Raw genomic sequence first — 23,018 nt, forward strand, 5'->3', positions numbered from 1 at the left:
TTGGGCTAACGATGACCTTACACGAAGACAAACCGATCCTGCTGCTGGTCGACGATGAAGCGACGAATCTGCAGGTGCTGCGCCAGATCCTGCAGGACGATTACCGCCTGCTGTACGCCAAGGATGGCGAGAAGGCGCTGGAACTGGCGCAGAACAATCCCGTCGAGCTGATCCTGCTTGACATCATGATGCCCGCCATGACGGGCTATGAAGTGTGCCGCCAGCTGAAAGCCTTGCCGGCCACCGCGTCCATCCCCGTCATTTTTGTGACGGCCCTGTGCGACGTGAAGGACGAGGCGGACGGCTTTGACGCCGGCGCCGTCGACTACATCACCAAGCCCGTCAGCCCGCCCATCGTGCGCGCCCGCGTGCGCACGCACTTGTCGCTGGTCGATGCCGAGGAATTGCGCCGCTCGCGCCTGCAGGTGATCCAGACCCTGGGCCAGGCGGCCGAATACAAGGACAACGAGACGGGCATGCACGTCATCCGCATGAGCTATTACGCGCGCCAGCTGGCCCTGGCGGCCGGCTACAGCGCGGCCCAGGCGGAAGATTTGCTGAATGCAGCGCCCATGCACGACGTGGGCAAGATCGGCATCCCCGACGCCATCCTGCAAAAGCCGGGCAAGCTCGATGCGGACGAATGGCAAGTCATGCGCAGCCATGCGCAAATCGGCGCGGCCATCATCGGCGAGCACGCGGGCGGGCTGCTGAAAATGGCCCGCACCATCGCCCTGACGCACCACGAAAAATGGGATGGCAGCGGCTATCCGCAAGGCTTGAAGGGAGAAGAGATTCCCCACGAAGGCCGCATCGTCGCCATCGCCGACGTCTTCGACGCCCTCACCAGCGAGCGCCCGTACAAGCCCGCCTGGACGGTGGCAGACGCGATTGCCACCATGCAGCGCGACAGCGGCACGCATTTCGATCCGCAACTGCTGGCATTGTTCATCGAACAGCTGCCGGCCATGCTGGAGATCAAGGACAAGTGGCGCGAGCCGGTGTGATGCTGTGTCCGTAATCCGACAACGTTGTTGGCGCTGCCCACAGTGAAGCTAACAATGTTGTCGGATTACGGCTTCGCCTAATCCGACCTGCGGCTGCCAGCCCAACCATGGGCACCAGTCGGGTAGGTCGGCTTAGCGCGGAGCGCGTAAGCCGACATCACCGTGGGCGTGGCCAATAATGTTGTCGGATTGCCGCTTGCGGCCTCGGCCATGCTGGAGATCAAGGACAAGTGGCGCGAGCCGGTGTAAGGCTGTGTCCGTAATCCGACAACGTTGTTGGCGCTGCCGACAGTGAAGCTAACAATGTTGTCGGATTACGGCTTCGCCTAATCCGACCTGCGCCCGCTCATGGCAATGTGTCGGGCTGGCGTAAAATCCGCCGTATCTCCAGAATCGCCTGCGGGCTTTCCTGCACGCTGTGCCACGACGGGATGACTTTTTCCGACCGCGCACCGTCGAGGTGGGCGCTGGCGTAGGGCACCACGCCGTCGCTCGATTCGGCCAGCGGCAGTTCCGGCGTGTCGTTGCCCATGATGGAGTAGTAGCGCACTTTCGGGCTGATGGGCAGGTCGGCCACCAGGCGCACGAACGGGTCCTTGTCGCTGAGGTTATCGATGCTGTTGGGGATGCGCAGCGGCTCGCTGCTGCCCGTGTCGAGCTGCGCCAGGCTGCCGGCCGCGTCGGACAGCTGGTCAAGCATGTTGATGGGCAGTGTGATCAGGTTGGCGATCCAGCGCGCCACCTTGTGGTTGGCGAACGAGGTGCCGCGGTGCGGCGCGGCGATAAAGATGGCGCGGTTCACCTGCGGCATGGCCGTGAAATTCAGGTAGGGCGCCAGGCCGGCGCGCACTTTTTCCGCCTTCTTGCCCTTCAAATTGTATTCTTCCGTGATGGCGTCGAGCAGCGTGGTATTGGCGTCCGAGACCATCAGCCGCGCCAGCACGCCGCCCATGCTGTGGCCGATCAAGACCATGTCGTTCGCGGCCGCCGCCTTGGCCGAAGGGTCGAACTGCGCCAGCGTCGCCTGCAGCGCCTGGCGGATGGCCGCGTTATTCGCCGCCAGCGGGGCGTTGCTGGGGTAGTACACCTGCCAGATCTGGTAGCGGCGGCGCAGCTGTTCGTCGCCCATCAGTTCATTTGCCACGTTGATCCACGCTTCCGGACTGCTGGCCAGGCCGTGCAGCATGACGATGGTGCGCTTGGCCGGATCATACGGCTGCATCAGGTGTACCTGCGGGCGCGAGATGCCGTCGGCGCGGCCGAACAGCGTGCGCAGTGCCTGCACGCCAAAGCCGGAGCGGGCCAGCCACAGGCCATAGCCGGCCGTGAAATTGGCCGCCACGGGCAGGTCCTGGCCGGCCAGCCGCGCCGTTTCGCTGCGTGTCGGGTCGACCAGCATCACCAGCAGCTGCTGCGTGGCCAGTACCTCCTGCAGGCTGCTGCCTTCAAAGCGGATCAGTGCCGTAACGACGGGGAAGCGGGTTTCCTGGTACGGCACATAACCGTCTGCCGATTTGCGGGGCTTGGGCATGACGGCCACCAGGTCGGCGCCGAAGCCGTCGCGCCGGTACACATTGCGCACGCCGGAAAACGACAGCGAGGTGGCCGGCAGCAGTTCGTCCGGCAGGGTGCCGTCCGCGGGCAGGCGCAGCGCCGACAATTCGCTGTCGATTTCCCAGCCGGCGACGCGGATCACGTGGCCGTCGGGGCGGTATTCGCCACGGTGGCGGAACAGGTTGCCGACGGCTTTCTGCACGGCGTAGTTGTAATAGTCGCGGATTTGCGTCTGGCGTTCCTCGAACGCACGCTGGCCCGGCGTGCGCGCCGTGTAGAACAGGTAGGCATACGCGTAGCGGGCCGATTCGAGCCAGGCGGCCAGCAGCTCGGCGCTGGCGTGGCCACCCTGTTTTTCCTCGGCCAGGGCGCTTTCCAGCCACAGTTCGGAGAGGGTCGCCAGGCGCTGTTCGTCGCTGAGCAGCTCGGAGCGGGCCAGGTCGGCGCGGCAGCTGCCCGTGTTGGCTTCGCAGGCGGCGATGTCGCTGCCGATGATGCGCAGCACTTCGCTGGCCGCAGCACTTAATTTCCCCGTCGTGAGGATATCGCCGCGCCGCTGCTGCAGGTAGTCGGCCGGCGAGATGGCGCTGACGGTGACGGCGGCGCAGCCGCTCAGCAGCGCCGCAGCACACAGCAGGGCGCACAGGCGCAGGCGCCGCATCGGCATCAGCATGTGGTGGCGCGCCTCAGAAGGAGTAGACCAGGGTCAGCGAGGTCTGTGTATCCGTGTTCTTTTTATCGTCCGGCACGCGCGTGTCGTTGCGCGCGCTGAAGGCGGCCTTCATCTGCATGGTGCCGTTGATCTTGGTGCTGAGCGCAGTTTCGGCGATCGAGTGGGTGTTCGAGGTACCGCGTTCCACGCTGACCGTCTGCGTAAACATCGCCGACTGGCTGATCTTCCATTTCATGGCGGCCGCGCCGCGCACCGTCAGGCCGTGTTCCGATTCGCCCGCATCGTTGGTGCCGCTGAAATAGCCTGGACCGATTTCCACGTCGACGCTCTTGTCGCTCGACTGGTACCAGCGCGAGCCGTGACCGACGGCCAGGGTCGAGTACTTGGTGTAGGCGCCGAACTTGTCGTTCACGTGCGAAGCGAGCACGAACAGTTTTTCATTGTCGGACATCAGCTTGTAGGCGGCCTTGGCGGAGGCGGAAAAGCGTTCGGCCGAGCGTTCGCGGATCTTCGTGCCATCGTCGTTTGTCGTCTCGTCTTCCTTGAAGTAGCCGCTGAAGATGTACTGGTTGCTCCAGTCATCGAGTTCCTGGCGCGCGTCGATCTTGCCGGTGACGGAGGTGCCGACCGTATTGCCCGAGGTGGTGATGGCGCCCAGTTCGGCGGAGGTGCTCCAGCTGCCGATGGGGATTTCATCGAACAGCAGGCTTTGCTTGGTATCTTTGGCAGCGGCGCTGCCGCAGGTGATGGCCATGGCCAGCGCCAGTGCGAGAGAGTGGGTCGATTTCATGGCTGTATGCTTGTCTGTGGCGCGCGCCGGGCGTGCCTGCTGTTCGTTAGTCGCGTGTAGTGGCAGTGGTGTCGATGCCGGCCGCAGCGTGCCGGAAAGCGCTGGGGATGCGCGCGGGTGCGCGGCCAATCATCATTGTCGAGGCCGTATTGTACCCGACCCTGCCATCGTTCGCCGCACGCGCTCGCGCGCAGCAATGCTGCCGGAGCGGGCGCAATCTTGCCAGCCTGGCATGTCCGCGCGCCGCCCCTGCGTACTGCCTGGCAAATGCGCTCTTGCCTGTGCCGGGCCGCGGAACTGGCAAGTGTCGCGCGCCTGGCGTATGCTGCGCATATTTGCCGCCCCGATTTGTAAAGGAACCACCGTGCGCTGCCTGGTCATCGAAGACGAAGCCGAAACTTCCCGCTATATTTGTGCCGGCCTGCGCGAGGCGGGCCACGACGTGACGGCCTGCGACAATGGCATCGACGGCATGCGCCTGGCCTGCGGCGAAGACTGGGACGCGCTGGTGCTCGACCGCCTGCTGCCGGGCGAGATCGACGGCCTGGCCATCGTCGCGCGCCTGCGCGGCATGGGCCGCAACACGCCGGTGCTGGTGCTGTCGGCCCTGTCCAGCGTCGACGAGCGCGTGCGCGGCCTGCGCAGCGGCGGCGACGATTATCTGTCGAAACCGTTCGCCATCGCCGAACTGCTGGCGCGCATCGAGGCGCTGCTGCGGCGCGCGGCACCCGTGCCCGAATCGACGCAGCTGCAGGTGGCCGACTTGGTGCTCGACATGCGCACCATGCGCGTGACGCGCGCGAACCGGCAGATCGCCCTGCAGCCGCGCGAGTTCCGCCTGCTCGAATACCTGATGCGCCACCAGGGCCAGTCCGTCACGCGCGCCATGCTGCTCGAAGCCGTGTGGGACTACCATTTCGACCCGCAGACCAATGTCATCGACGTGCAGGTGAGCCGCTTGCGCACCAAGGTGGACAAGGAATTTTCGCCGCCCTTGATCCACACCGTGCGCGGCGTCGGCTACACCCTGGGCGTGCTTGACGGTGCGTAGCCTGCACCGCTCGATCGCGGCGCGCCTGGCCCTCGGCTACGGCGTGCTGGTGGTCGTCTCGATCAGCATCGTCTGCGCCGTCTTCTATTTTGGCACCATCGGCGTGCTCGATCGCAGCGTGGACCGCAAGCTGACCTTGCTCTCCGAGCGTCTGGCCGCCCTGTACCAGCCGGACGACGCCAGCCGCACGATGGCGGAAATCGCCCATCTGCTGACCGACCGCACCGACAGCGACACGGAGATCTTCCTGCTGACGGACGCCGATGGGCGGCGCGTGGCCGGCAACCTGTCGTCCTGGCCTGACGCGGACAGTCCCGTGGGCCATCTGCTGCACCGCGACGTGACGCGTGAAGGGCGGCGCGTGCCTGCGCGCCTGCTGATCCGCGACCTCGAGGGCGGCGCGCGCCTGTTCGTCGGGCGCGACATGGAAGAGGGCAAGTCGATCCGCGCCCTGGTCCTGCGCTCGCTGGCGTATGGCGGCGGCGTGGCCATCCTGCTGGTGGTGGCAGGCGCCTGGCTGTTCCGCCGCCAGCTCGAAGCGCGCATCGGCCAGATCCGCCGCACGGCGGGCGAGATCGAGGCGGGGGACCTGAGCCGGCGCATTCCCGTCGCCAGCGAAGATGAATTCGGCTTGCTGAGCCGCGACATCAACCGCATGCTCGACCGCATCGAACACCTGATGGAAGGCGTGCGCCATGTGTCGAACGCCATCGCCCACGATTTGCGCACGCCGCTGGGACGCATCCGCAACAAGCTCGATGGCGCCTTGCGCCAGGAGCGCACGCTGGCCGGCCATGCAAGCGCGGCGCAGGCGGCCATCGACGATATCGACGACCTGACGCGCGTGTTTGACAAGCTGCTGCAGATCGCGGCGGCCGAATCGGGCATGCGTCCCGAGAATTTCAGCGACATCGACCTGCAGCAGATCGGTGCCGACATCGTGGAAATGTATGAGGCCACGGCCGATGAACGGGGCGTGCTGCTGGTGCAGATGTATGGCGAGAGCGTGCCGGCGCGCGGCGACCGCAACTTGCTGGGCAGCGCGCTGGCCAGCCTGGTCGACAACGCCATCAAGTACGCGGGGCAGGGCGCCACGGTGGAAGTGTCGGCCGGCAGCGATGCCGATGGCCGCTGGCTGGCCGTGCGTGACAACGGCCCCGGTGTGCCGGGCGACGAAATGCCGAAGCTGACGCAGCGCTTTTACCGGCTCGACAAGAGCCGCCATCTGCCCGGCAATGGCCTGGGCCTGTCCATCGTCGCCGCCATTGCCACGCTGCATGGCGGCAAGCTGCAGATCGAGGATGCGGCGCCGGGCTTGCGGGTGCGGCTGTGGCTGCGCTGCTAGGCGCGCGTTTCGCTCCCTGCAAGGGCTGCCTGCCGGCCCGGAGGCCGGCAGCGCATCGGCAGCGCATCGGCCACTACAAGAGAATTAAATTGCAAAAATTATAAGAAAGACATTATAATGCATTTTTGGCACTGTTATCGCCTGTGCCGCGTGCATTTTCTTCATTGCCATGCGTCCGTTGCCAGGCTGTTTATCGTTGCCATTCTCTTTCAACTGACAGGGCCGTGACATGCTTGCTGCAGGCAACAAAGGACAGGGCGTCACAAGCACGCGTATCGTCTCGCTCGACGGTTTGCGGGGAATTGCCGCCATCGTTGTGGCCGTCTACCACCTGCCCGGATTGTTTGGCGTCGCGATTCCGCATGCCGACCTTGCCGTGGACTTTTTCTTCCTGCTGTCCGGCTGGGTCATGGCCTACAGCTATGAGGACCGTATCGCCCGGGGCTTGCCGGCGCACGCCTTCTTCCTCAACCGCCTGGCCCGTCTGTATCCCTTGTACATCGTTGCCCTGGCGCTGATCTTCCTGGTCTTCCTGTCGAAAATATGGTTCGGCAAGGGCGAAGGCATTGCCGAGTTGCGCTGCGTGCTGCCGAATGCCTTGATGCTGCCGTGCCTGTTCAACGACGATGGCCTGGGCTTCCCCCTGAACCACCCGGGCTGGAGCATTTTTGTCGAGGTCGTCCTCAATGTCCTGTGGTACTACGCCGTGCGCCAGGGCTTGCGCAGCCTGGGCCGAAAATTCGCGCTGCACCTCGTTTCGTACATCGTCCTGTGGGGCATGGCTGTGTACCTGGGGCGGTATTTGTACGGCTTTAATAATAGCGACTTGCTGGAAGGCATGCTTCGCGGCGTGATGGGCTTTTCCGGCGGGGTGCTGCTGTTTCAATGCAGGAAAGATCCGCGCATCATGCTGTACTTTGCCTTGCTGACGGCCCTGGCGCTGGGCGCCATCGCCCTGCATGGCGGCGTGGACAGGGTGGCACCGCTGGCGTTGACCGTCATGGGCGTGCTGCCGATGCTGATCTGGCTGTGCGCGCGCTGGCGTCCGGCCTTGCTGGAGGGCAGGGTGTCGGCGTTCCTCGGCGATATTTCGTATGCCGTCTACCTGCTGCACATCCCGCTGTCGCTGCTGCTGCAAAAGCCGCTGCGCCTGGCATTTCCCGGTACCGATTTGCTGTCCGTGCTGCTCAAGGCGGGCGTGTTCGGCTTCGTGCTGATCATCGCCAGCAGCCTCAGCTACCGTCTGCTGGAAGTGCCGGCGCGGCGCTGGCTGGTGCAGCGCTACGGCCGGCGGCCCGTGGTCCTGGGGCAGGTCACCCCCACGTAAATGCCCGGCGCCCGCCCGCTTGCCGGCACATTACCAACTTGTAACCCCCTTCCTCGACACCTCACCCTATCATCCGCTCTACCCGTCGCAGAGCGGCTGCATGCGTGCAGCCGCCTGCGCCGGGCAGTCCGCGGCCACGGTCGCGTCTTGTTTGCCAGATCCGTCCCAGAGCCGTTCGCATGCCTACTTTTACCGTCACCGGGGAACCCGCAGCGCTGCCGCAGCCGCCTTCGCGCCAGCATGGCCACCGTCTCAAGGCCGCGCTGGGCGCGCTGGTCTTTCCCGTGCAGCGCGCGCGCTGGCAGGCCTTCATCGCCGCCACGCCGGGCCTGGCGGCGCTGGCGCAAGACCATCCCAGCCTGCTGTATAAAATCTACCGGCCCTACGCGAACCGCCGCCTTGGCTGCGCGGCCAGGGTGGACCTGCTGCGCGGGCATTACCGCTTCCTGTGGCAGGCGGGTGCGCGGCCGCTGGTGGAGTACGTGGCGCGCCGCGCCCTGGTGCTGGCCAGCATCGAGGGCAAGGATGGCGCCACCTACCGCCTGCAGCTGACGGCCCTCCACGACAGCCACCGCGAGGGCGAACTGTGTTTGCGCCTGACGCGCGACGGCGTGCCGCTGTACCTGGCCAGCTTCCTGTTCCGCCCGCAGCCTGGCCAGGCTGGCGGCGTGGCCATTGCGCTGGGCGCGCTGCAGGGCTTGCGTTCGCCCGCCGGCGCGCAGGCCGTGCGCGATGCCACGCGGGCGCTGCACGGCTGCCGGCCGAAAAACCTGATGGTGGCCGCCTTGCGCGACCTCGGCGATTTTTTTGGCTGCGACCACCTTGGCCTGGTCAGCAATGCCAACCGCATCGCGCTGAACTGGCGCCGGCGCCGCCACATCTCCTGCGATTATGACCAGGCCTGGCAGGAGCTGCATGCGCTGCCCACCAGCGACGGCAATTACCGGCTGCCGTGCGGGCCATGCCGCATGCCGGATCTGCAGCTGCTGCCGTCGAAGAAACGCGCCGATGCGCGACGCCGCGGCGCCATGCTGGTGCAGCTGGCGGCCGACATGCGGCGGCAACTGGCTGCCTTGCTGAACCAGCCGGCGGTGGCGCCGCATGGCCATCGGGCGCCGCTGCGGGCCGGCGTTTCTTGACCTGGGCGGCTTTTTTGCCGGGCGGCCCTGCGCAAGCGCCTTGATCGGCGTATACTTGCGGGCGTCCTTAACCTGAAGCCAGTTACCATGCCAGCACAATTCCCCACTTCGCGCATGCGCCGCCTGCGCGCGACCCCGCAACTGCGCGAGCTCTTCCGCGAGACCGAGATCAACCCGCGCGACCTGGTCTTGCCGATCTTCGTCGACGAAGGCGCCAGCGATTTCATCGACATCACCTCCATGCCCGGCGTGCGCCGCATTCCCGAAGCGAAGCTGGCGCAGGAAGTGGAACGCTATGCGCGCGCCGGCCTGCGTTCCGTCATGACCTTCGGCATTTCGCACCACAAGGATAGCCACGGCACGGACACCCTGAACCCGGACGGCCTGGTGGCGCGCATGTCGCGCATCATCAAGGACGCCGTGCCGGAAATGGTGGTCATGTCCGACACCTGCTTCTGCGAATACACGGACCACGGCCATTGCGGCATCCTGCATGGCGACACGGTCGACAATGACAGCACGGTGCTGAACCTGGGCAAGCAGGCCGTCATCGCGGCACAGGCGGGCGCCGACATCATCGCCCCGTCTGCCGCCATGGATGGCCAGGTGGCGGCCATCCGCAGCGCGCTCGACGCGGCCGGTTTCCAGGACACGCCCGTGATGGCGTATTCGACCAAGTTCGCTTCCGGCCTGTATGGCCCGTTCCGCGACGCCGCCGGCAGCACCCTGAAGGGCGACCGCAAGACCTACCAGATGGACCCGATGAACCGCCGCGAAGCGATCCGCGAATCGCTGATCGACGAAGGCGAAGGCGCCGACGCGCTGATGGTCAAGCCGGCCGGCGCCTACCTGGACATCATCCGCGACCTGCGCGAAGTGACGCGCCTGCCGATCGGCGCCTACCAGGTCAGCGGCGAATACGCGATGATCAAGTTCGCCGCGCAGGCCGGCGCCATCGACGAGCGCCGCGTGGTGCAGGAAACCCTGGGCGCCATCAAGCGCGCGGGCGCGGACATGATCTTTACGTATTTTGCGATGGATGTGCTGAATAATCCGTATTAAACATTTCCCCGTCAAGTCAGTGCTTATCTTTACCCCAAAAGCAGGAGCCGGGGTCAGACCCGCCGGGTCTGACCCCGGAATTTAAGCGAACAATGGCGTCCTTCTTACCCCAGCACTTGCCGTTGGGTTTATTCAGCTTCCACATGCCCCTGAAAATCTCCCGCATCCTGCACGCCGGCTATGTCTTCGAATGCGAAGGCACGGCCATCGCCTTTGATCCCATCGTTGAAAATCCGTTCAGCCGCAACTGCCACGCGTTTCCGGCCGTGCGTTTCGACCTCGATGCCGTGCGCCGGCTGCGCTGGGATGCCGTCTTCATCTCGCACTTCCACGACGACCACTGCTCGCTCGACAGCCTTGATGTGCTGGACCGCGCCACGCCGATCTATCTGTACTGCGTCTTCGACGAACTGTTCGCGATGCTGCGCGCGCTGGGGTTTACGCAGGTGCAGCGGCTGCACGTTGACGCGCCGGTGCGCGTGGGCGCCATCGAGGTGACGCCGCGCCGGGCGCTCGATGACGATGTCGATTCGCTGTTCCAGGTGCGCGCGGCGGGCATGCATGTGCTTAACGTGGTCGATTCCTGGATCGGCCCCGAGACCCTGGAGCAGCTGGCCGCCCTGGGACCGTGGGACATGGTGCTGTGGCCATTCCAGACCATGCGCGAGGTCGCCGTCATCGCGCCGTCGCTGGCAACGCGCGGCCCGGTGGAATTGCCGGACGACTGGGTGCCGCAGCTGCGCGCGCTGGCGCCCCGTTACCTCGTGCCCAGCTCCTGCCAGTTCGTGCAGGAAGACTGGTCCTGGTACAACCATGCGATGTTCCCGATCAGCTACCGGCGCTTTGCCGAGGAAATCGGCAAGGCCCTGCCCGAGGCGCACATCTTCCGTCTCGATCCTGGCACGGCCGTGCTGCTCGATGCGCACAGCATCACACCGGCCGCGCCGCTGCCATGGGTCATTCCCGTGGGGCCGCAGGATGTCGATTTCGACTACCGGCCGGACGCGCCGCCGCCGGCCACGGCCGATATCGCCCGCCATTTCGCGCCCTTGAGCGAGGCCGACACGGCGCTGGTGCTGGACTTTTGCCGTCATGGCTTGCTCGAACGCTACCGCGCCATGGAGCTGCCGGACGACAGCTACTTCCAGCCACCGCGCCTGTGGCGCCTGGCCCTGTACGGCCACGACGGCGCGGCCACCGTCCTGCACTACCGCACGCATGGCGACTTGATCGACCTCGTGCCGGACACGGGGGAGGCGCCAGGATGGAGCACCGAGGTGCCGCTGGTGAAATGCCATGCGGCGCTGGTGCTGGGCGAATCGCTGACGTCGATGTACATGCGCATCAACGATGGCGATTTCGACGCCGCCACGCGTGCCGAACTGGAAGAGGCCGACATCGTTGACGACCCGCTGATCCGCTGCCTGTTCAACGACGCCATCGGCGCCTACCAGGCGGCGCAGCTGCAGCGGCTTGTGGCCCGCCCTGAAGGAAATGGCGCGACGCGGTAAGATAGCTGCTTCTGAATCAAGGGGAAAGACACCATGGCACATGACAACGAGACCGCGATCCTGGCCGGCGGCTGCTTCTGGGGCGTGCAAGACCTGTTGCGTCGCTATCCGGGCGTGATCGCCACGCGCGTGGGCTACAGCGGCGGCGACGTGGCCAATGCCACCTACCGCAACCACGGCACGCATGCGGAAGCGATCGAGATCGTCTTCGACCCGCAAACCATCAGCTACCGCAAGATCCTGGAATTTTTCTTCCAGATCCATGACCCGAGCACGGAAAACCGCCAGGGCAACGACCGCGGCACCAGCTACCGTTCGGCCATCTACTACACCAGCGACGCGCAGAAGCGCGTGGCCGAAGACACCATCCGCGATGTCGACGCTTCCGGCCTGTGGCCCGGCAAGGTGGTGACGGAAGTGGCGCCGGCCGGCCCGTTCTGGGAAGCGGAACCCGAGCACCAGGATTATCTGCAGCGCTTGCCGCACGGCTACACCTGCCATTACATCCGGCCGGACTGGGTCTTGCCGCAGCGCGCGCAATAAGGAGCAGGCATGCGTTACTGGCGCGTCGAACGGCGGCCTGCGGAAGGGCAGCTGGACTTCGGGCGTACCCTGGAGCTGATGGCCGCCATCGGCCATGCGGACGTGAATGCCGTCGCCGGGGCCATCCTGAAGACGGTCAGCACGGCCGCGCCCATTGCCCAGTGCACCATCTTTGCCTATGAATTCGGCAACCGGCCCCGCACGGTGGCCGTGGCCGACCGGCGCGGCGGACGTTTTTTGCAAGATATTGCCGAGAGCTACGCGCGCCACTATTACGCGCTCGATGGCAACCAGCGCGTGATCGCGCCGGTGCCGGGGCTGAAAATCGATCCCGCCATCGTCTTGCACCAGCAAGCGAGCGACGAGATCGACCATCCCGGCTACCGCGCCGCCTGCTATCAAAAACCGAATGTTTCGGACCGGCTATCGCTGCTGGTGCAGCCGGCCGGCGATATCTGGCTGTCCGTCAATTTTTACCGCGATAGCAGCCAGGGCCAGTTTCAGCCCGGCGAGATCGCCGCCATTGAAACGCTGTCGCCGCTGTTTGCGCATGCCGTCAAGCACCACTACGGCTTGAAGGGGCAGGCGACGCAAGGGGTCGCACCGATGATGCTGGCACGGCTGCGCCAGCATTGTCCCGCCCTGAGCAAGCGCGAACTCGATGTGCTGCGTTGCGTGCTCGAAGGCCTCACCGCAGCCGAGATCGCCGACATCATGGGCGTGCAGCCATCGAGCGTGATTACCTATCAGAAGCGCGCGTACAAGCGCCTGGGCGTTTCCAGCCAGCGGCAGCTGTTTGCGCTATGCATGGCGCCAGCACCGGCCTAGTTCCTTTGGCGTAGCGACGACTGCGCCTTTTTGACTGTTTTGCCCGCAAAATGTCCCCAAAATGGGGACAGCCGCCGGCACCGCCGTCTGCATACTGTGTTTCAAGCCGGGATCACCCGGCCGCTCTCACCCAATAAAAACAGCAAGGGGAGGGCGACACCTTATGGAGACCAGCATGACCATCGCCACCACTGCGCCCGCTCCCGACGCGGCCGCCTACCAACTGGAACAGCAGGTAATGCGCAAGGTATCGCGCCATCTGCTGGGATTTCTGTTCCTGCTGTTCGTGTTTTCCTTCCTGGACCGCATCAACATCGGCTTCGCCGGCCTGACCATGATGCAGGACCTGGGCCTGTCTGGCACCCAGTTCGGCTTTGCCACCACCCTGTTTTATATCGCCTACATCGCCTGCAGCATTCCCAGCAACATCGTGCTGGCGCGCATTGGCGCCCGCAAATGGATAGGCAGCATGATGATTGCCTGGGGCCTGGCCTCGACGGCGACCCTGTTCGCCAGCGGCCCGGCCAGCCTGTATGCGCTGCGCTTCCTGGTGGGCGTGACGGAGGCGGGTTTTCTGCCCGGCATGCTGCTGTACCTGACATACTGGTTTCCCAGCGCCTACCGCGCGCGCGCCAATGCCCTGTTCATGATCGCCATGCCCGTGACGGCCGCCATCGGTTCGGCCCTGTCGGGCCTGATCCTGGGTCTCGATGGCCACTGGGGCTTGAAAGGCTGGCAATGGCTGTTCCTGCTCGAAGGCATGCCGTCTGTATTCCTGGGCCTGGCCGTGTATGGCTACCTCGACGATTCTCCCAACAAGGCGAACTGGCTGAGCAAGCTGGAGCAGCAGGTGCTGGCGCGCATGCTGGCCGCCGAGCACAAGCCGGTTGCGGCGCAGGACGCGCCACAGCAAAAGGTCTCTGTGCTGGCGGAAATGCTGTCGCCCACGGTATTGAAGTTCGGCATCGCCTATTTTTGCCTGGTGAACACCCTGGCGATGGTGGCCGTGTGGACGCCGCTGATCGTCAAAAGTTTTAACAGCACCGCCAGCAACACGCAGATCGGCTTGCTGGCGGCCATCCCGCAAGTGTGCACCGTCATTGGCATGATCGTGTGGGGCCGCCGTTCGGACCGCCTGCAGGAGCGCCGCTGGCACATCGTCTGGCCCATGCTGCTGTCCGTCTTTGGCTGGCTGTTGACCGCATATTCCGGCAATCCCGTGCTGCAGCTGCTGGGCGTGTGCATGGCCTCGACGGGCGCCTATACCGCCATGTCCGTCTTCTGGACCACGCCGGACCGTGCCCTGAGCCTGGGTGCGCGCGCCATCGGCATCGCTGTCATCAACGCGACGGGCAATATCGGCTCGGCGCTGAACCCTGTCGTGGTGGGCTGGCTGAAGGATTTGACACACAGCTTTTCCACCGGCCTGCTGTATGCCAGCGTGCTGCTGGTGGCGGGCGCGGCCATCGTGCTGACCCTGCCCATCGCGCGCAGCGGCAAATAAGCTAGTCGAATATTGTCGAAAGGAACCATCATGAGCGCTACATTTCACCCTTATCCCCATGTGCCGAAGGTTTATCCGCCCGGCAAACCGGCCGGCGCCGCCACGCAGCACGTGCCCGTGCTGATTGTCGGCGGCGGCCCGGTGGGCCTGGCCACGGCCCTGGGCCTGGCCCGCCACGGCGTGCGCTCGGTGCTGATCGAAGCGGACGATGGCGTCTGCACAGGCAGCCGCGCCATCTGCATCTCGCGGCGCAGCCTGGAAATCATCGAACGCCTGGGCGCGCTTGACGGCTTCCTGGCAAAGGGCTTGCCGTGGGCAGGCGGACGCAGCTTTTACCGCGAAGAAGAAGTGCTGCATTTCAGCATGCCGCAGGACGCGAACCAGAAGCTGCCGCCGATGGTCAACCTGGCGCAATACCATATCGAGCAATTCCTGCTCGACGCGGCCGAACGCCAGCCCGGGCTGATCGATATCCGCTGGCAGACGCGCGTGACCGGCGTGGCGCAGCGCGCCGATGGCGCCACGGTCAGCCTGGCCACGCCGGAGCAGACCTACCAGATCGAGACGGACTGGCTGGTGGCGGCCGATGGCGGGCGCAGCGTGGTGCGCGAGGCGCTGGGCCTCAAACTGCAGGGCACCAGCTATGAAGGGCGCTATGTCATCGTCGACATCCACCTGAAGAGCGCGCGCCCGACGGAGCGCCTCGCGTATTTCGACCCGCCGTCGAATCCCGGCTCGACCGTGCTGGTGCACAAGCAGCCGGACGACATCTGGCGCATCGATTACCAGCTGCGCGACGACGAGGATGCGCAGGCGGCCGTGCTGCTGGAAAACGTGGCGCCCCGCGTCGACAGCCTGCTGGCCATGATGGGGGAAACACAGCCGTGGCATCCCGTGTGGATCACCATCTACAAAGCCAACGCGCTGACCCTGGAGAAATACCGGCACGGCCGTGTGCTGTTCGCCGGCGACGCGGCCCATCTGGTCCCCATCTTTGGCGTGCGGGGGGCGAACTCGGGCATCGACGACGCGGACAACCTGGCCTGGAAGCTCGCGTACGTGGTCAAGGGCCAGGCGCCGCACGGCTTGCTAGACAGCTATTCCGACGAGCGCGTATTCGCTGCCCATGAAAACCTGCGCCACGGCAGCAAAAGCACGGAATTCATGGCGCCGCCCACGTTTGCCTTCGAGCTGATGCGCACAGCCGTGCTGGGCCTGGCGGGCAAGCATGCACAGGTGCGCTCGCTGATCAACCCGCGCCAGACGAGCGCCATCGCGTATGCGCTATCGGCCCTGAATGTGGCCGATAGCGAGACCTTCGCCGCCGGACCCGCGCCGGGCACGGTCTTGCCCGAGTGCCCGCTGGCGCTGTTGCAAGACGGCGCGCAGCAGGCGGGGTATATTACCGATTTGCTGAAACGCCCGGATGGCGATTTCACGGGCCTGTACTTTAGCGAGGACGGCGCCGTGCCAGCCGAACTGCTGGCGCTGGGCGATGCATTGCCACTGACGACCGTGGCGATCGCCCGCAGCGGAGCGCAAGAGGGCGCCTGGGACCACACGGCGCAGGTATTCTCACTGTTTGATGCGCAGCCCGGCAGCTATTACCTGGTGCGCCCGGACGGGCACGTGCTTGGGCGCTGGCGGCAGGTGCAGGCGGGGCAGGTGGCGGCAGCGCTGGCTAAATCCGGGGTCAGTCCCTTCGGGATCGGGACATGCCCCATTGGGGCGTGCCCCCCCGGCGGGTCTGACCCCGGCACTTTGCGCAGCGGATTAATAAAAGTTATTAAGGAGGCAGCATGACCGACATCGAACTGGATAATCTTTACACCGAGCTGTGCCACACCATGGGCGGCCTGGGCGAGCAGCGTTCACCCCTGTTCCTGGCCCGCTTTGCCCTGCTGGCCATGGGCGCCATCGGCAAGGCTGACGTGGTGCAATGCTTGCTGCGCGACGCGGCCGACGGCCTGGCGGAGCGGGCATGATAGGCGCGGGCTACCAGAGCGGCTTCGGCAACGAATTTGCCACGGAAGCCGTGCCCGGCGCCTTGCCGCAGGGGCAGAATTCGCCGCAGCAGGCACCATTGGGCCTGTATGCGGAACAATTGTCGGGCACGGCCTTCACGGCGCCGCGCGCACAGAACCGGCGCTCGTGGCTGTACCGCATCCGCCCCGCCAGCCAGCATCCGCCATTCACGCTGGCCGACAACACGCGCATCGCCAGCGATTTCCATGCCATGCCGCCGACGCCGCCAAACCAGCTGCGCTGGAACCCGCTGCCGCTGCCCGACAGTGCCACGCCGGTCGACTTCATCGATGGCTGGCACACCATGGCGGGCAATGGCAGCGCGGAAGCGATGAGCGGCTGCGCCATCCACGTGTATGCCGCCAACCGTTCCATGCAGCGCTACTTTTACTCGGCCGATGGCGAACTGCTGGTGGTGCCGCAGGAGGGCAGGCTGGCGATCGCCACGGAACTGGGCCTGATCGAGCTGGAGCCGCAGGAAATCGCCGTGATCCCCCGCGGCGTGCGTTTCCGCGTGACCCTGCCCGATGGCGCGGCGCGCGGCTATGTGTGCGAAAACTTCGGCACGGCCTTTCGCCTGCCGGACATGGGCCCCATCGGCTCGAACGGCCTGGCCAACAGCCGCGACTTCCTCACGCCGCACGCGGCCTACGAGGATATCGACGGCGCATGCGAACTGCTGGCCAAGTTCGGCGGCCACCTGTGGCGCACGACCCTCGACCATTCGCCGCTGGACGTGGTGGCCTGGCATGGCAATTACGCGCCGTATAAATACGATCTGCGCCGCTTCAATACCATCGGCTCGATCAGCTACGACCATCCCGACCCGTCGATCTTCCTCGTGCTGCAGGCGCCCAGCGAAAATCCCCTGTTCGGCGCCATCGACTTCGCCATCTTCCCGCCGCGCTGGCTGGCGGCCGAGCACACGTTCAGGCCGCCCTGGTTCCACCGCAACGTGGCCAGCGAATTCATGGGACTGATCCACGGCGTGTACGACGCCAAGGCGGCCGGCTTCGTGCCGGGCGGCGCCAGCCTGCACAATTGCATGTCCGGCCACGGCCCCGATGCGCAGACGTTCGAGAAGGCATCGCACAGCGATACGGCCACGCCCGTGAAAGTGGGCGATACCATGGCCTTCATGTTCGAGACGCGCACCATCATCAAGCCCACGCCGTTCGCCATGAACAGCGGCCTGCTGCAAACGGATTACTTCGAGTGCTGGCAAGGCTTGCGCAAGCATTTCGATCCGCAGCAGTAATGGTTAGGCGGCCCGTGCCCGCGCCAGCGTATGCGGGTTGGCGGGCCGCGCCAGTCCCAGGTGGCCGCGCAGGGTGCTGCTGGCATATTCGGTGCGGAACAGGCCGCGCCGCTGCAGTTCCGGCACCACCAGCCGCGTAAAGTCCTCGAAGCCTTGCGGCAGCAGCGGCGGCACGACATTGAAACCGTCGGCGCCCCGTTCCACGAACCACTGCTCCATCAGGTCGGCCACCGTCTTGACGGAGCCGATCGCTTGCAAATGGCCACGCGCGACCTGAAAGCGCAGCACCAGCTGGCGCAAAGTGAGATTGTCGCGGCGGGCCAACTCCAGCTGCTGCTGGAAACGTCCCTTGCCGTTTTCTGTCGCCTGGTAGGGAAGGTCGGGCAGCGGCCCATCGAGCGGGTAGCCGGACAAATCGAAGCCGCCAAATTCCAGTTTGCTGAAGTCGACCAGCGTTTGCAGCTCGCCGAACTGGTCTTGCGCCTGCTGGTCCGATCCGGCCACCACCACCGATAGTCCCGGCGTGACCTTCAATTGCTCTTCGGCGCGGCCGTATTTGGCCATGCGGCCCTTCACGTCCGCGTAATACGCCTGCGCCACGGGCAGCGAGGTAGCGGAGCAGTACACCATCTCGGCCACCCGCGCGGCAAATTCGCGGCCAGTTTCGGAATTGCCCGCCTGGACCAGCACGGGGTGGCCCTGCACGGGGCGGGGCAAGTCCAGCAAGCCTTGCGAGGCGAAGTAATCTCCGCGGAAGTCCAGCCGATGGCCCGCTGCCGGCTGGTAAAACTGGCCATTGGCGCGGTCCGGCCGGTCGAAGGCGTCGTCGTCCCAGCTATCCCACAAGGCCTTGGACAAGGCGACGAACTCATCGGCGCGCGCATAGCGCTCCCCGTGGCTGCGTGCTTCACCGATACCGAAATTGCGCGCCGTGTGTTCGCCGAACGAGGATACGACGTTCCAGCCTGCGCGCCCGCCGCTCAGGTGGTCGAGCGAACTGAATTTGCGTGCCACGTGGTACGGGTGTTCGTAATTGGTGTTGACGGTGGCGATCAGGCCGATATGCCGGGTGACGGCGGCAATCGCCGACAGCAGGGTGAAGGGCTCGAAGGGCAGGCCGATGGCGGCGCGGCCTGTCTCGGGCATGACGTCGCCGGCGCGGCCGATGAAGTCGGCGATGAAGAAACTGTCGAACTTGGCCGCCTCGGCCAGCTGGGCCGCGCGCAGCCACCAGGCCAGGTCGGGCCGCCCGCTGGCGCTGGCCGATGGATGGCGCCAGGCGGCCGGATGGTGGCCGTGGCGTTGTAAAAAAACATTCAGGACAAGCTGACGTGCTGGCATGGCAGAAGCTCCGTGGTGGGTTGGCGACATGGCGTTTCCCTATTTATATGCAAGCTTCGGGCCAGCACTGGAGCGGGAGTGGAGCAGCAGCGGAGCCGCAGCCACATATGCAAAATCCGGATAAGCTAGCGCGGCACGATTCGTTCACGCCCGGAGATGGCGCGCGGTATAGTCGGCCCATGGAACTCTTAGCCCACAACTTCAGCAGCGATTTCGCGCGCAGCGCCCACCTTGCCCGTGGCGCCAGTGCCGGCGATGACGGCGCGCTGGTCGCCTTCCGTGACGCGCAGCAAATGAGCTTGCTGGTGCGCGCCACGGCCTTTGTCTTTGCCGACCCCCGCTCACGCCAGCTGCACGAGCTGATCGAACGCATCGCGCCCAGCGAGGCGACGGTGCTGATCACGGGTGAAACGGGGACTGGAAAAGAACTGATTGCGCGCCATGTGCACGGCTTGAGCGGGCGCGCCGAGCAGACCTTTGTGGCGATCAATTGCGGCGCATTTTCCGAAACCCTGGTCGAGAGCGAGTTGTTTGGCTATGAAAAAGGCGCTTTTACGGGCGCCCAGCAGGGCAAACCTGGCTGGTTCGAGACTGCCAGTGGCGGCACCCTGTTTCTCGATGAAATCGGCGACTTGCCGCTGGCGATGCAGGTCAAGCTGCTGCGCGTGCTGCAGGAGCGCGAAGTGGTGCGCCTGGGGGCGCGGCGCGCCATTCCCATCGACGTGCGCCTGATCGCCGCCACCAATGTGGACCTGGCCGAAGCTGTGCGTGCGGGGCGCTTCCGCGAAGACCTGTATTACCGGCTGCAGGTGATCGGCCTGCCGCTGCGCCCCCTGCGCGAACGTCCGGGCGACATCATGCCGCTGACGCGCCACTTCATGGCCATCTATGCGCAGCGATTGCACCTGGGCGAGGTGGAACTGGGGCCGGACGCGCAGCAAGCCTTGCTGGCCTACCCCTGGCCGGGCAATATCCGCGAACTGGAAAACGTCATCCACCGCGCGCTGCTCGTGTGCCGCAGCGGCGAAGTGCGGGCCGAGGACTTGAGCTTGTCGGGCTGGCAGCGCGCGCCGCTCTCGTCTGCTGTTGCCGTACCCGCTGCTGCCCCGGTGCCCGTACCGGACGCCTGGGCTGGCGGCGCCGACATCGCTTATGCCACTCATGGCGCGGCGGTACAGGGTGATATGCTCGCCGCCGGGCGCTTCGCCCGCGCCTGGCAAGCCTTGCTCGACTCGGGTGAAGTCGTGGCATTCGAGGCCCTGCAGCAGGAACTGGTACGCGCCGCGTGGGAGCGCAACGAGCGTAACCAGGTGCGCACGGCCAAACACCTGAACGTCAGCCGCAACATCCTGCGCACCTTCCTGAAAAAGGCGGGCGCCATCGACTAGCCGCCCTTGCGCCTTGTGCAGCCGGACCCGCAGCGATGCGGGCTCCGGTTTTTTTATGCCTGCTGCGCGCGCAGCACGCTGCTGCCATGGGTGCAGCCAATTGCTGCCAAATCAACAGCGCAGGGTGCTGGCGGGCCTGCTGCGCATGGCATGTTTTCTGCGAGGAGAGAAGGGCAGATCGCTGCGCACGATGCGCGGCGGCCTTTTTCTCGACCCACGACAGGAGTCCATGCATGACCATCGAATTCATTTGGCAATTGCCCGCCGGCGGGGACGGCCGCTACGCGGCGCCCGGCATCACGCGCCGTGGCGAACGTGCTGCCGGCGCGCCCAGTCCCTTGCAGGCGGGCGTGAGCGACCCGCGCGGCGCGCGTCCGCCGTTCAATTATTTCGACTACCTGCACCAGATCGCCCGCGCGGCCGACCTTTCCGGCTTCGACGGCATCCAGATACGTCACGATACGCAGGGCGATGAAAGCTGGATCGTCGCAGGGTTTCTGGCGCGCAGCACGCGGCATGTGAAACTGATCGCGGAATTCGACGCGGCCTGGGGTTCGGCCGTGTACGCGGCGAAGAACGCCGTCAGTTTCCAGCGCTTCACGGGCGGACGTTTCGCCTGGCAGATCGGCCACGGCGGCGATGCCACGGTGCGCCGGCGCCAGGGCGATGCCGCGCCGGATGCGGATATCTTGCCGCGCATCGATGAATTCATTACGGTGGCGCGCGGCGTGCAGAACACCGCGCCGTTCAGCTTCAAGGGCAAGTTCTTCAAGGTGCAGGACGGCGGCTTCAAGGGGCCGCTGGCAAACCACCCCGTCAACAGCATCTATCTGACGGGGGACAGCCCGGAGGCGCTGGCCCTGTCGGCGCGCCAGGCCGACGTGCACGTGTTCGACGCGGCGCCGCTGGCGGATCTGCAGCCTGTCATCGACAGTCTGCAAGCGCAGGCGCGCCAGCTGGGCCACGACGTGGCGGCGGGCTTGCGCATCGACGTGCTGGCCCGCGAAACCTTCGAGGAAGCCCTGCGCGATGCACGCCGCTACCGCAGCGGGGCAGGATTGCCCGACGATACGCCATTCGATGCCGGTGCCGCAGCCTTCTGGCCCGGCTTTGCGCAAGCGCAGACGGGTGCCCACGGCGCCCTGGTCGGCAGCTATGGGCAAGTCGCTGCGGCGCTGGAAGCCTACGCGCAGGCGGGTGTCTCCAGCTTCGTGCTGGCAGCCATCCCCCATTTTGAGGAAGCCTACCGCGTCGGCGAACACGTGCTGCCGCTGGTGCGGGCAGCGTTGAACACGCAACGACAAGCGGCCTGAATCCCCTAATTTGAAGGAGTACCACTACATGGCAATCGATTTTTTCTGGCGCATCCCCACGCATGGCGAACCGAGTTCGCACCGCGCCCGCACGCCGTTTCGCGGCGACTGGTTTCCCGGCAATGACAACCTGCGCCAGGCCGGCCTCGGTGGCGGCGGCGCCGACGGTTTTAGCTATATCGACTACCTGGCGGAAATCGCCCGCGCCGCTGAATTATCGGGCTTCCAGGGCGGGCTGATACCGTCTTTCCCGATGACGGACGAACCGTGGGCCATCTCCGCGCTGCTGGCGCGCGAGACGCGCACCTTCCGCTTCATGATCCCGTTCCAGCCCGGCTTTTTGAACCCAGTGGTGGCCGCGCGCATGACGGCCAGCCTGCAGCGGGCCACGGGCGGCCGCGCCCTGTACAACGTGATCACGGGCGGCGGCGGCCCGGCGCAGCTGTGGTGGGGGGATTCGGCCGGCCACGACGACCGCTACACGCGCACTACCGAGTTTCTCGACGTGGTGCGCGGCGTGTGGCGCGGCGGGCCGTTTTCCTACCAGGGCAAGTTCTATCAGGTGGAAGACGCGGGCCTGGCCACACCGCTGTCGGAGCAGGATTTCCCCGAGATTTATTTTTCCGGCTCCTCCGACGCGGCCCTCGGTTCCGCCTCGAAGCATGCCGATTACTACCTGACGTGGCTGGAACCGTTCGAGCAGCTGCGCGAGAAATTCGCCCGCGTGCATGAAAAAACGGCGCTCTTGGGCCGCAAGATCAAGTGCGCCGTGCGCGTCGACATCGTAGCCCGCGCCACGGAAGAAGAAGCGTGGGATGAAGTGCGCAAGGGTTTTGACGCCGTGGACCCTGCTATCTTGCGCCAGTTCCTCGGCACCGATGGCGGCGACTCGGTGGGCGCGGCGCGCCAGCGGGACAACCGTCCGACCACCTTGAACAGCTACAAGGACTTGATCACGGCGCCGAACATCTGGTCCGGCTTCAACCTGCTGCGCGGCGGCCAGACGCAGGGCATTGTCGGCAGCTACCAGCAGGTGGCCGAACGCCTGGACGAACTGGTGCAACTGGGCGCCGACGCCTTCATCCTGGCCAGCACGCCGCACCTGGAAGAAGCCTACCGCGTAGGCGAAGAAGTGCTGCCGCTGGTGCGCGGGCATACATCGGCGTTGTTGCGCGCCGCCTGAGCTTCACACCTGTTGCCGCGACAGCAGCACCACCGCCTGCTGTCGCGCAGGCAGCACGCGGCACTGCCGCTGCTGCCAAATCAACAGCACTATCAACATGATAGCCTTCCTTTGAAATCAAGCACTTAAGTTCTCTTTTGCTGCGCTGCGGCAGCGGGCATGCGCCTTGCAATGTA

General features: G+C 65.5%; 19 protein-coding genes. 16 read left to right on the plus strand and 3 right to left on the minus strand.

Features of this window, described 5'->3' with window-relative positions:
• The first annotated feature begins 11 nt into the window (after positions 1 to 11).
• Positions 12 to 1,007 (plus strand): response regulator, encoded by a 996-nt coding sequence (locus tag ACQ4WR_RS00505; RefSeq protein WP_436484560.1) that lies wholly within the window; start codon positions 12 to 14, stop codon positions 1,005 to 1,007.
• A gap of 346 nt (positions 1,008 to 1,353) precedes the next feature.
• Here the strand turns inward: ACQ4WR_RS00505 and ACQ4WR_RS00510 are convergent, their stop codons facing one another.
• Complete coding sequence (locus ACQ4WR_RS00510; protein ID WP_436484562.1) at positions 1,354 to 3,234, minus strand: esterase/lipase family protein; 1,881 nt, start codon at positions 3,232 to 3,234, stop codon at positions 1,354 to 1,356.
• A 13-nt stretch (positions 3,235 to 3,247) separates the two neighbouring features.
• Positions 3,248 to 4,024: a DUF481 domain-containing protein gene (locus tag ACQ4WR_RS00515; RefSeq protein ID WP_436484564.1), complete on the minus strand. Its 777-nt coding sequence runs from the start codon at positions 4,022 to 4,024 to the stop codon at positions 3,248 to 3,250.
• A gap of 364 nt (positions 4,025 to 4,388) precedes the next feature.
• Between ACQ4WR_RS00515 and ACQ4WR_RS00520 the strand changes: the two genes are divergently transcribed.
• From ACQ4WR_RS00520 to hmgA, 12 genes are all read left to right on the plus strand, one after another.
• A complete protein-coding gene (locus ACQ4WR_RS00520; RefSeq protein WP_071077124.1) occupies positions 4,389 to 5,075 on the plus strand; it encodes a winged helix-turn-helix domain-containing protein in 687 nt (228 codons plus the stop codon).
• The gene (locus ACQ4WR_RS00525) at positions 5,068 to 6,420 is read left to right on the plus strand and encodes a sensor histidine kinase (RefSeq protein ID WP_436484566.1); all 1,353 of its coding nucleotides are present in this window, start codon (positions 5,068 to 5,070) and stop codon (positions 6,418 to 6,420) included. The genes ACQ4WR_RS00520 and ACQ4WR_RS00525 overlap by 8 nt, the downstream gene beginning before the upstream one ends.
• A gap of 229 nt (positions 6,421 to 6,649) precedes the next feature.
• On the plus strand, positions 6,650 to 7,747 hold the full coding sequence (locus tag ACQ4WR_RS00530; RefSeq protein WP_436484568.1) for an acyltransferase family protein: 1,098 nt from the start codon (positions 6,650 to 6,652) through the stop codon (positions 7,745 to 7,747).
• A gap of 179 nt (positions 7,748 to 7,926) precedes the next feature.
• Positions 7,927 to 8,886: a VirK/YbjX family protein gene (locus ACQ4WR_RS00535; protein WP_436484570.1), complete on the plus strand. Its 960-nt coding sequence runs from the start codon at positions 7,927 to 7,929 to the stop codon at positions 8,884 to 8,886.
• A gap of 87 nt (positions 8,887 to 8,973) precedes the next feature.
• Entirely contained in the window at positions 8,974 to 9,948 is a 975-nt protein-coding gene (gene hemB / locus ACQ4WR_RS00540) for a porphobilinogen synthase (protein WP_436484572.1), read from the plus strand.
• 143 nt (positions 9,949 to 10,091) lie between these two features.
• Positions 10,092 to 11,459 carry an MBL fold metallo-hydrolase gene (locus ACQ4WR_RS00545; RefSeq protein WP_436484574.1) on the plus strand — a complete coding sequence of 456 codons (1,368 nt, stop codon included), beginning with the start codon at positions 10,092 to 10,094 and terminating at the stop codon, positions 11,457 to 11,459.
• A 33-nt stretch (positions 11,460 to 11,492) separates the two neighbouring features.
• Positions 11,493 to 12,002 (plus strand): peptide-methionine (S)-S-oxide reductase MsrA, encoded by a 510-nt coding sequence (msrA, locus tag ACQ4WR_RS00550; protein WP_102293526.1) that lies wholly within the window; start codon positions 11,493 to 11,495, stop codon positions 12,000 to 12,002.
• Positions 12,003 to 12,011: 9 nt separating this feature from the next.
• Positions 12,012 to 12,830, plus strand: a complete 819-nt coding sequence (locus ACQ4WR_RS00555; RefSeq protein ID WP_436484576.1) for a helix-turn-helix domain-containing protein — start codon at positions 12,012 to 12,014, stop codon at positions 12,828 to 12,830.
• A 175-nt stretch (positions 12,831 to 13,005) separates the two neighbouring features.
• A complete protein-coding gene (locus ACQ4WR_RS00560; RefSeq protein WP_436484578.1) occupies positions 13,006 to 14,334 on the plus strand; it encodes an MFS transporter in 1,329 nt (442 codons plus the stop codon).
• A gap of 30 nt (positions 14,335 to 14,364) precedes the next feature.
• Positions 14,365 to 16,137: an FAD-dependent oxidoreductase gene (locus ACQ4WR_RS00565; protein ID WP_436484580.1), complete on the plus strand. Its 1,773-nt coding sequence runs from the start codon at positions 14,365 to 14,367 to the stop codon at positions 16,135 to 16,137.
• Positions 16,134 to 16,319 (plus strand): hypothetical protein, encoded by a 186-nt coding sequence (locus ACQ4WR_RS00570; protein WP_102293523.1) that lies wholly within the window; start codon positions 16,134 to 16,136, stop codon positions 16,317 to 16,319. The genes ACQ4WR_RS00565 and ACQ4WR_RS00570 overlap by 4 nt, the downstream gene beginning before the upstream one ends.
• Entirely contained in the window at positions 16,316 to 17,617 is a 1,302-nt protein-coding gene (gene hmgA / locus ACQ4WR_RS00575; protein ID WP_436484582.1) for a homogentisate 1,2-dioxygenase, read from the plus strand. Before ACQ4WR_RS00570 ends, hmgA begins: the two co-directional genes overlap by 4 nt.
• A 3-nt stretch (positions 17,618 to 17,620) precedes the next feature.
• On the opposite strand, the gene ACQ4WR_RS00580 is transcribed toward hmgA, so the two are convergent.
• Complete coding sequence (locus tag ACQ4WR_RS00580; protein WP_436484584.1) at positions 17,621 to 18,958, minus strand: LLM class flavin-dependent oxidoreductase; 1,338 nt, start codon at positions 18,956 to 18,958, stop codon at positions 17,621 to 17,623.
• A 179-nt stretch (positions 18,959 to 19,137) separates the two neighbouring features.
• Between ACQ4WR_RS00580 and ACQ4WR_RS00585 the strand changes: the two genes are divergently transcribed.
• The 3 genes from ACQ4WR_RS00585 to ACQ4WR_RS00595 all read left to right on the plus strand — a co-directional run bounded on the left by ACQ4WR_RS00585 (position 19,138) and on the right by ACQ4WR_RS00595 (position 22,842).
• A complete protein-coding gene (locus ACQ4WR_RS00585) occupies positions 19,138 to 20,346 on the plus strand; it encodes a sigma-54 interaction domain-containing protein (protein ID WP_436484586.1) in 1,209 nt (402 codons plus the stop codon).
• 233 nt (positions 20,347 to 20,579) lie between these two features.
• The gene (locus tag ACQ4WR_RS00590; protein WP_436484588.1) at positions 20,580 to 21,659 is read left to right on the plus strand and encodes an LLM class flavin-dependent oxidoreductase; all 1,080 of its coding nucleotides are present in this window, start codon (positions 20,580 to 20,582) and stop codon (positions 21,657 to 21,659) included.
• Positions 21,660 to 21,687: 28 nt separating this feature from the next.
• Complete coding sequence (locus ACQ4WR_RS00595; RefSeq protein WP_436484590.1) at positions 21,688 to 22,842, plus strand: LLM class flavin-dependent oxidoreductase; 1,155 nt, start codon at positions 21,688 to 21,690, stop codon at positions 22,840 to 22,842.
• Positions 22,843 to 23,018: the final 176 nt, after the last annotated feature.

The sequence above is a fragment of the Janthinobacterium amylolyticum genome, assembly GCF_051380655.1.
Lineage (GTDB): Bacteria > Pseudomonadota > Gammaproteobacteria > Burkholderiales > Burkholderiaceae_D > Janthinobacterium.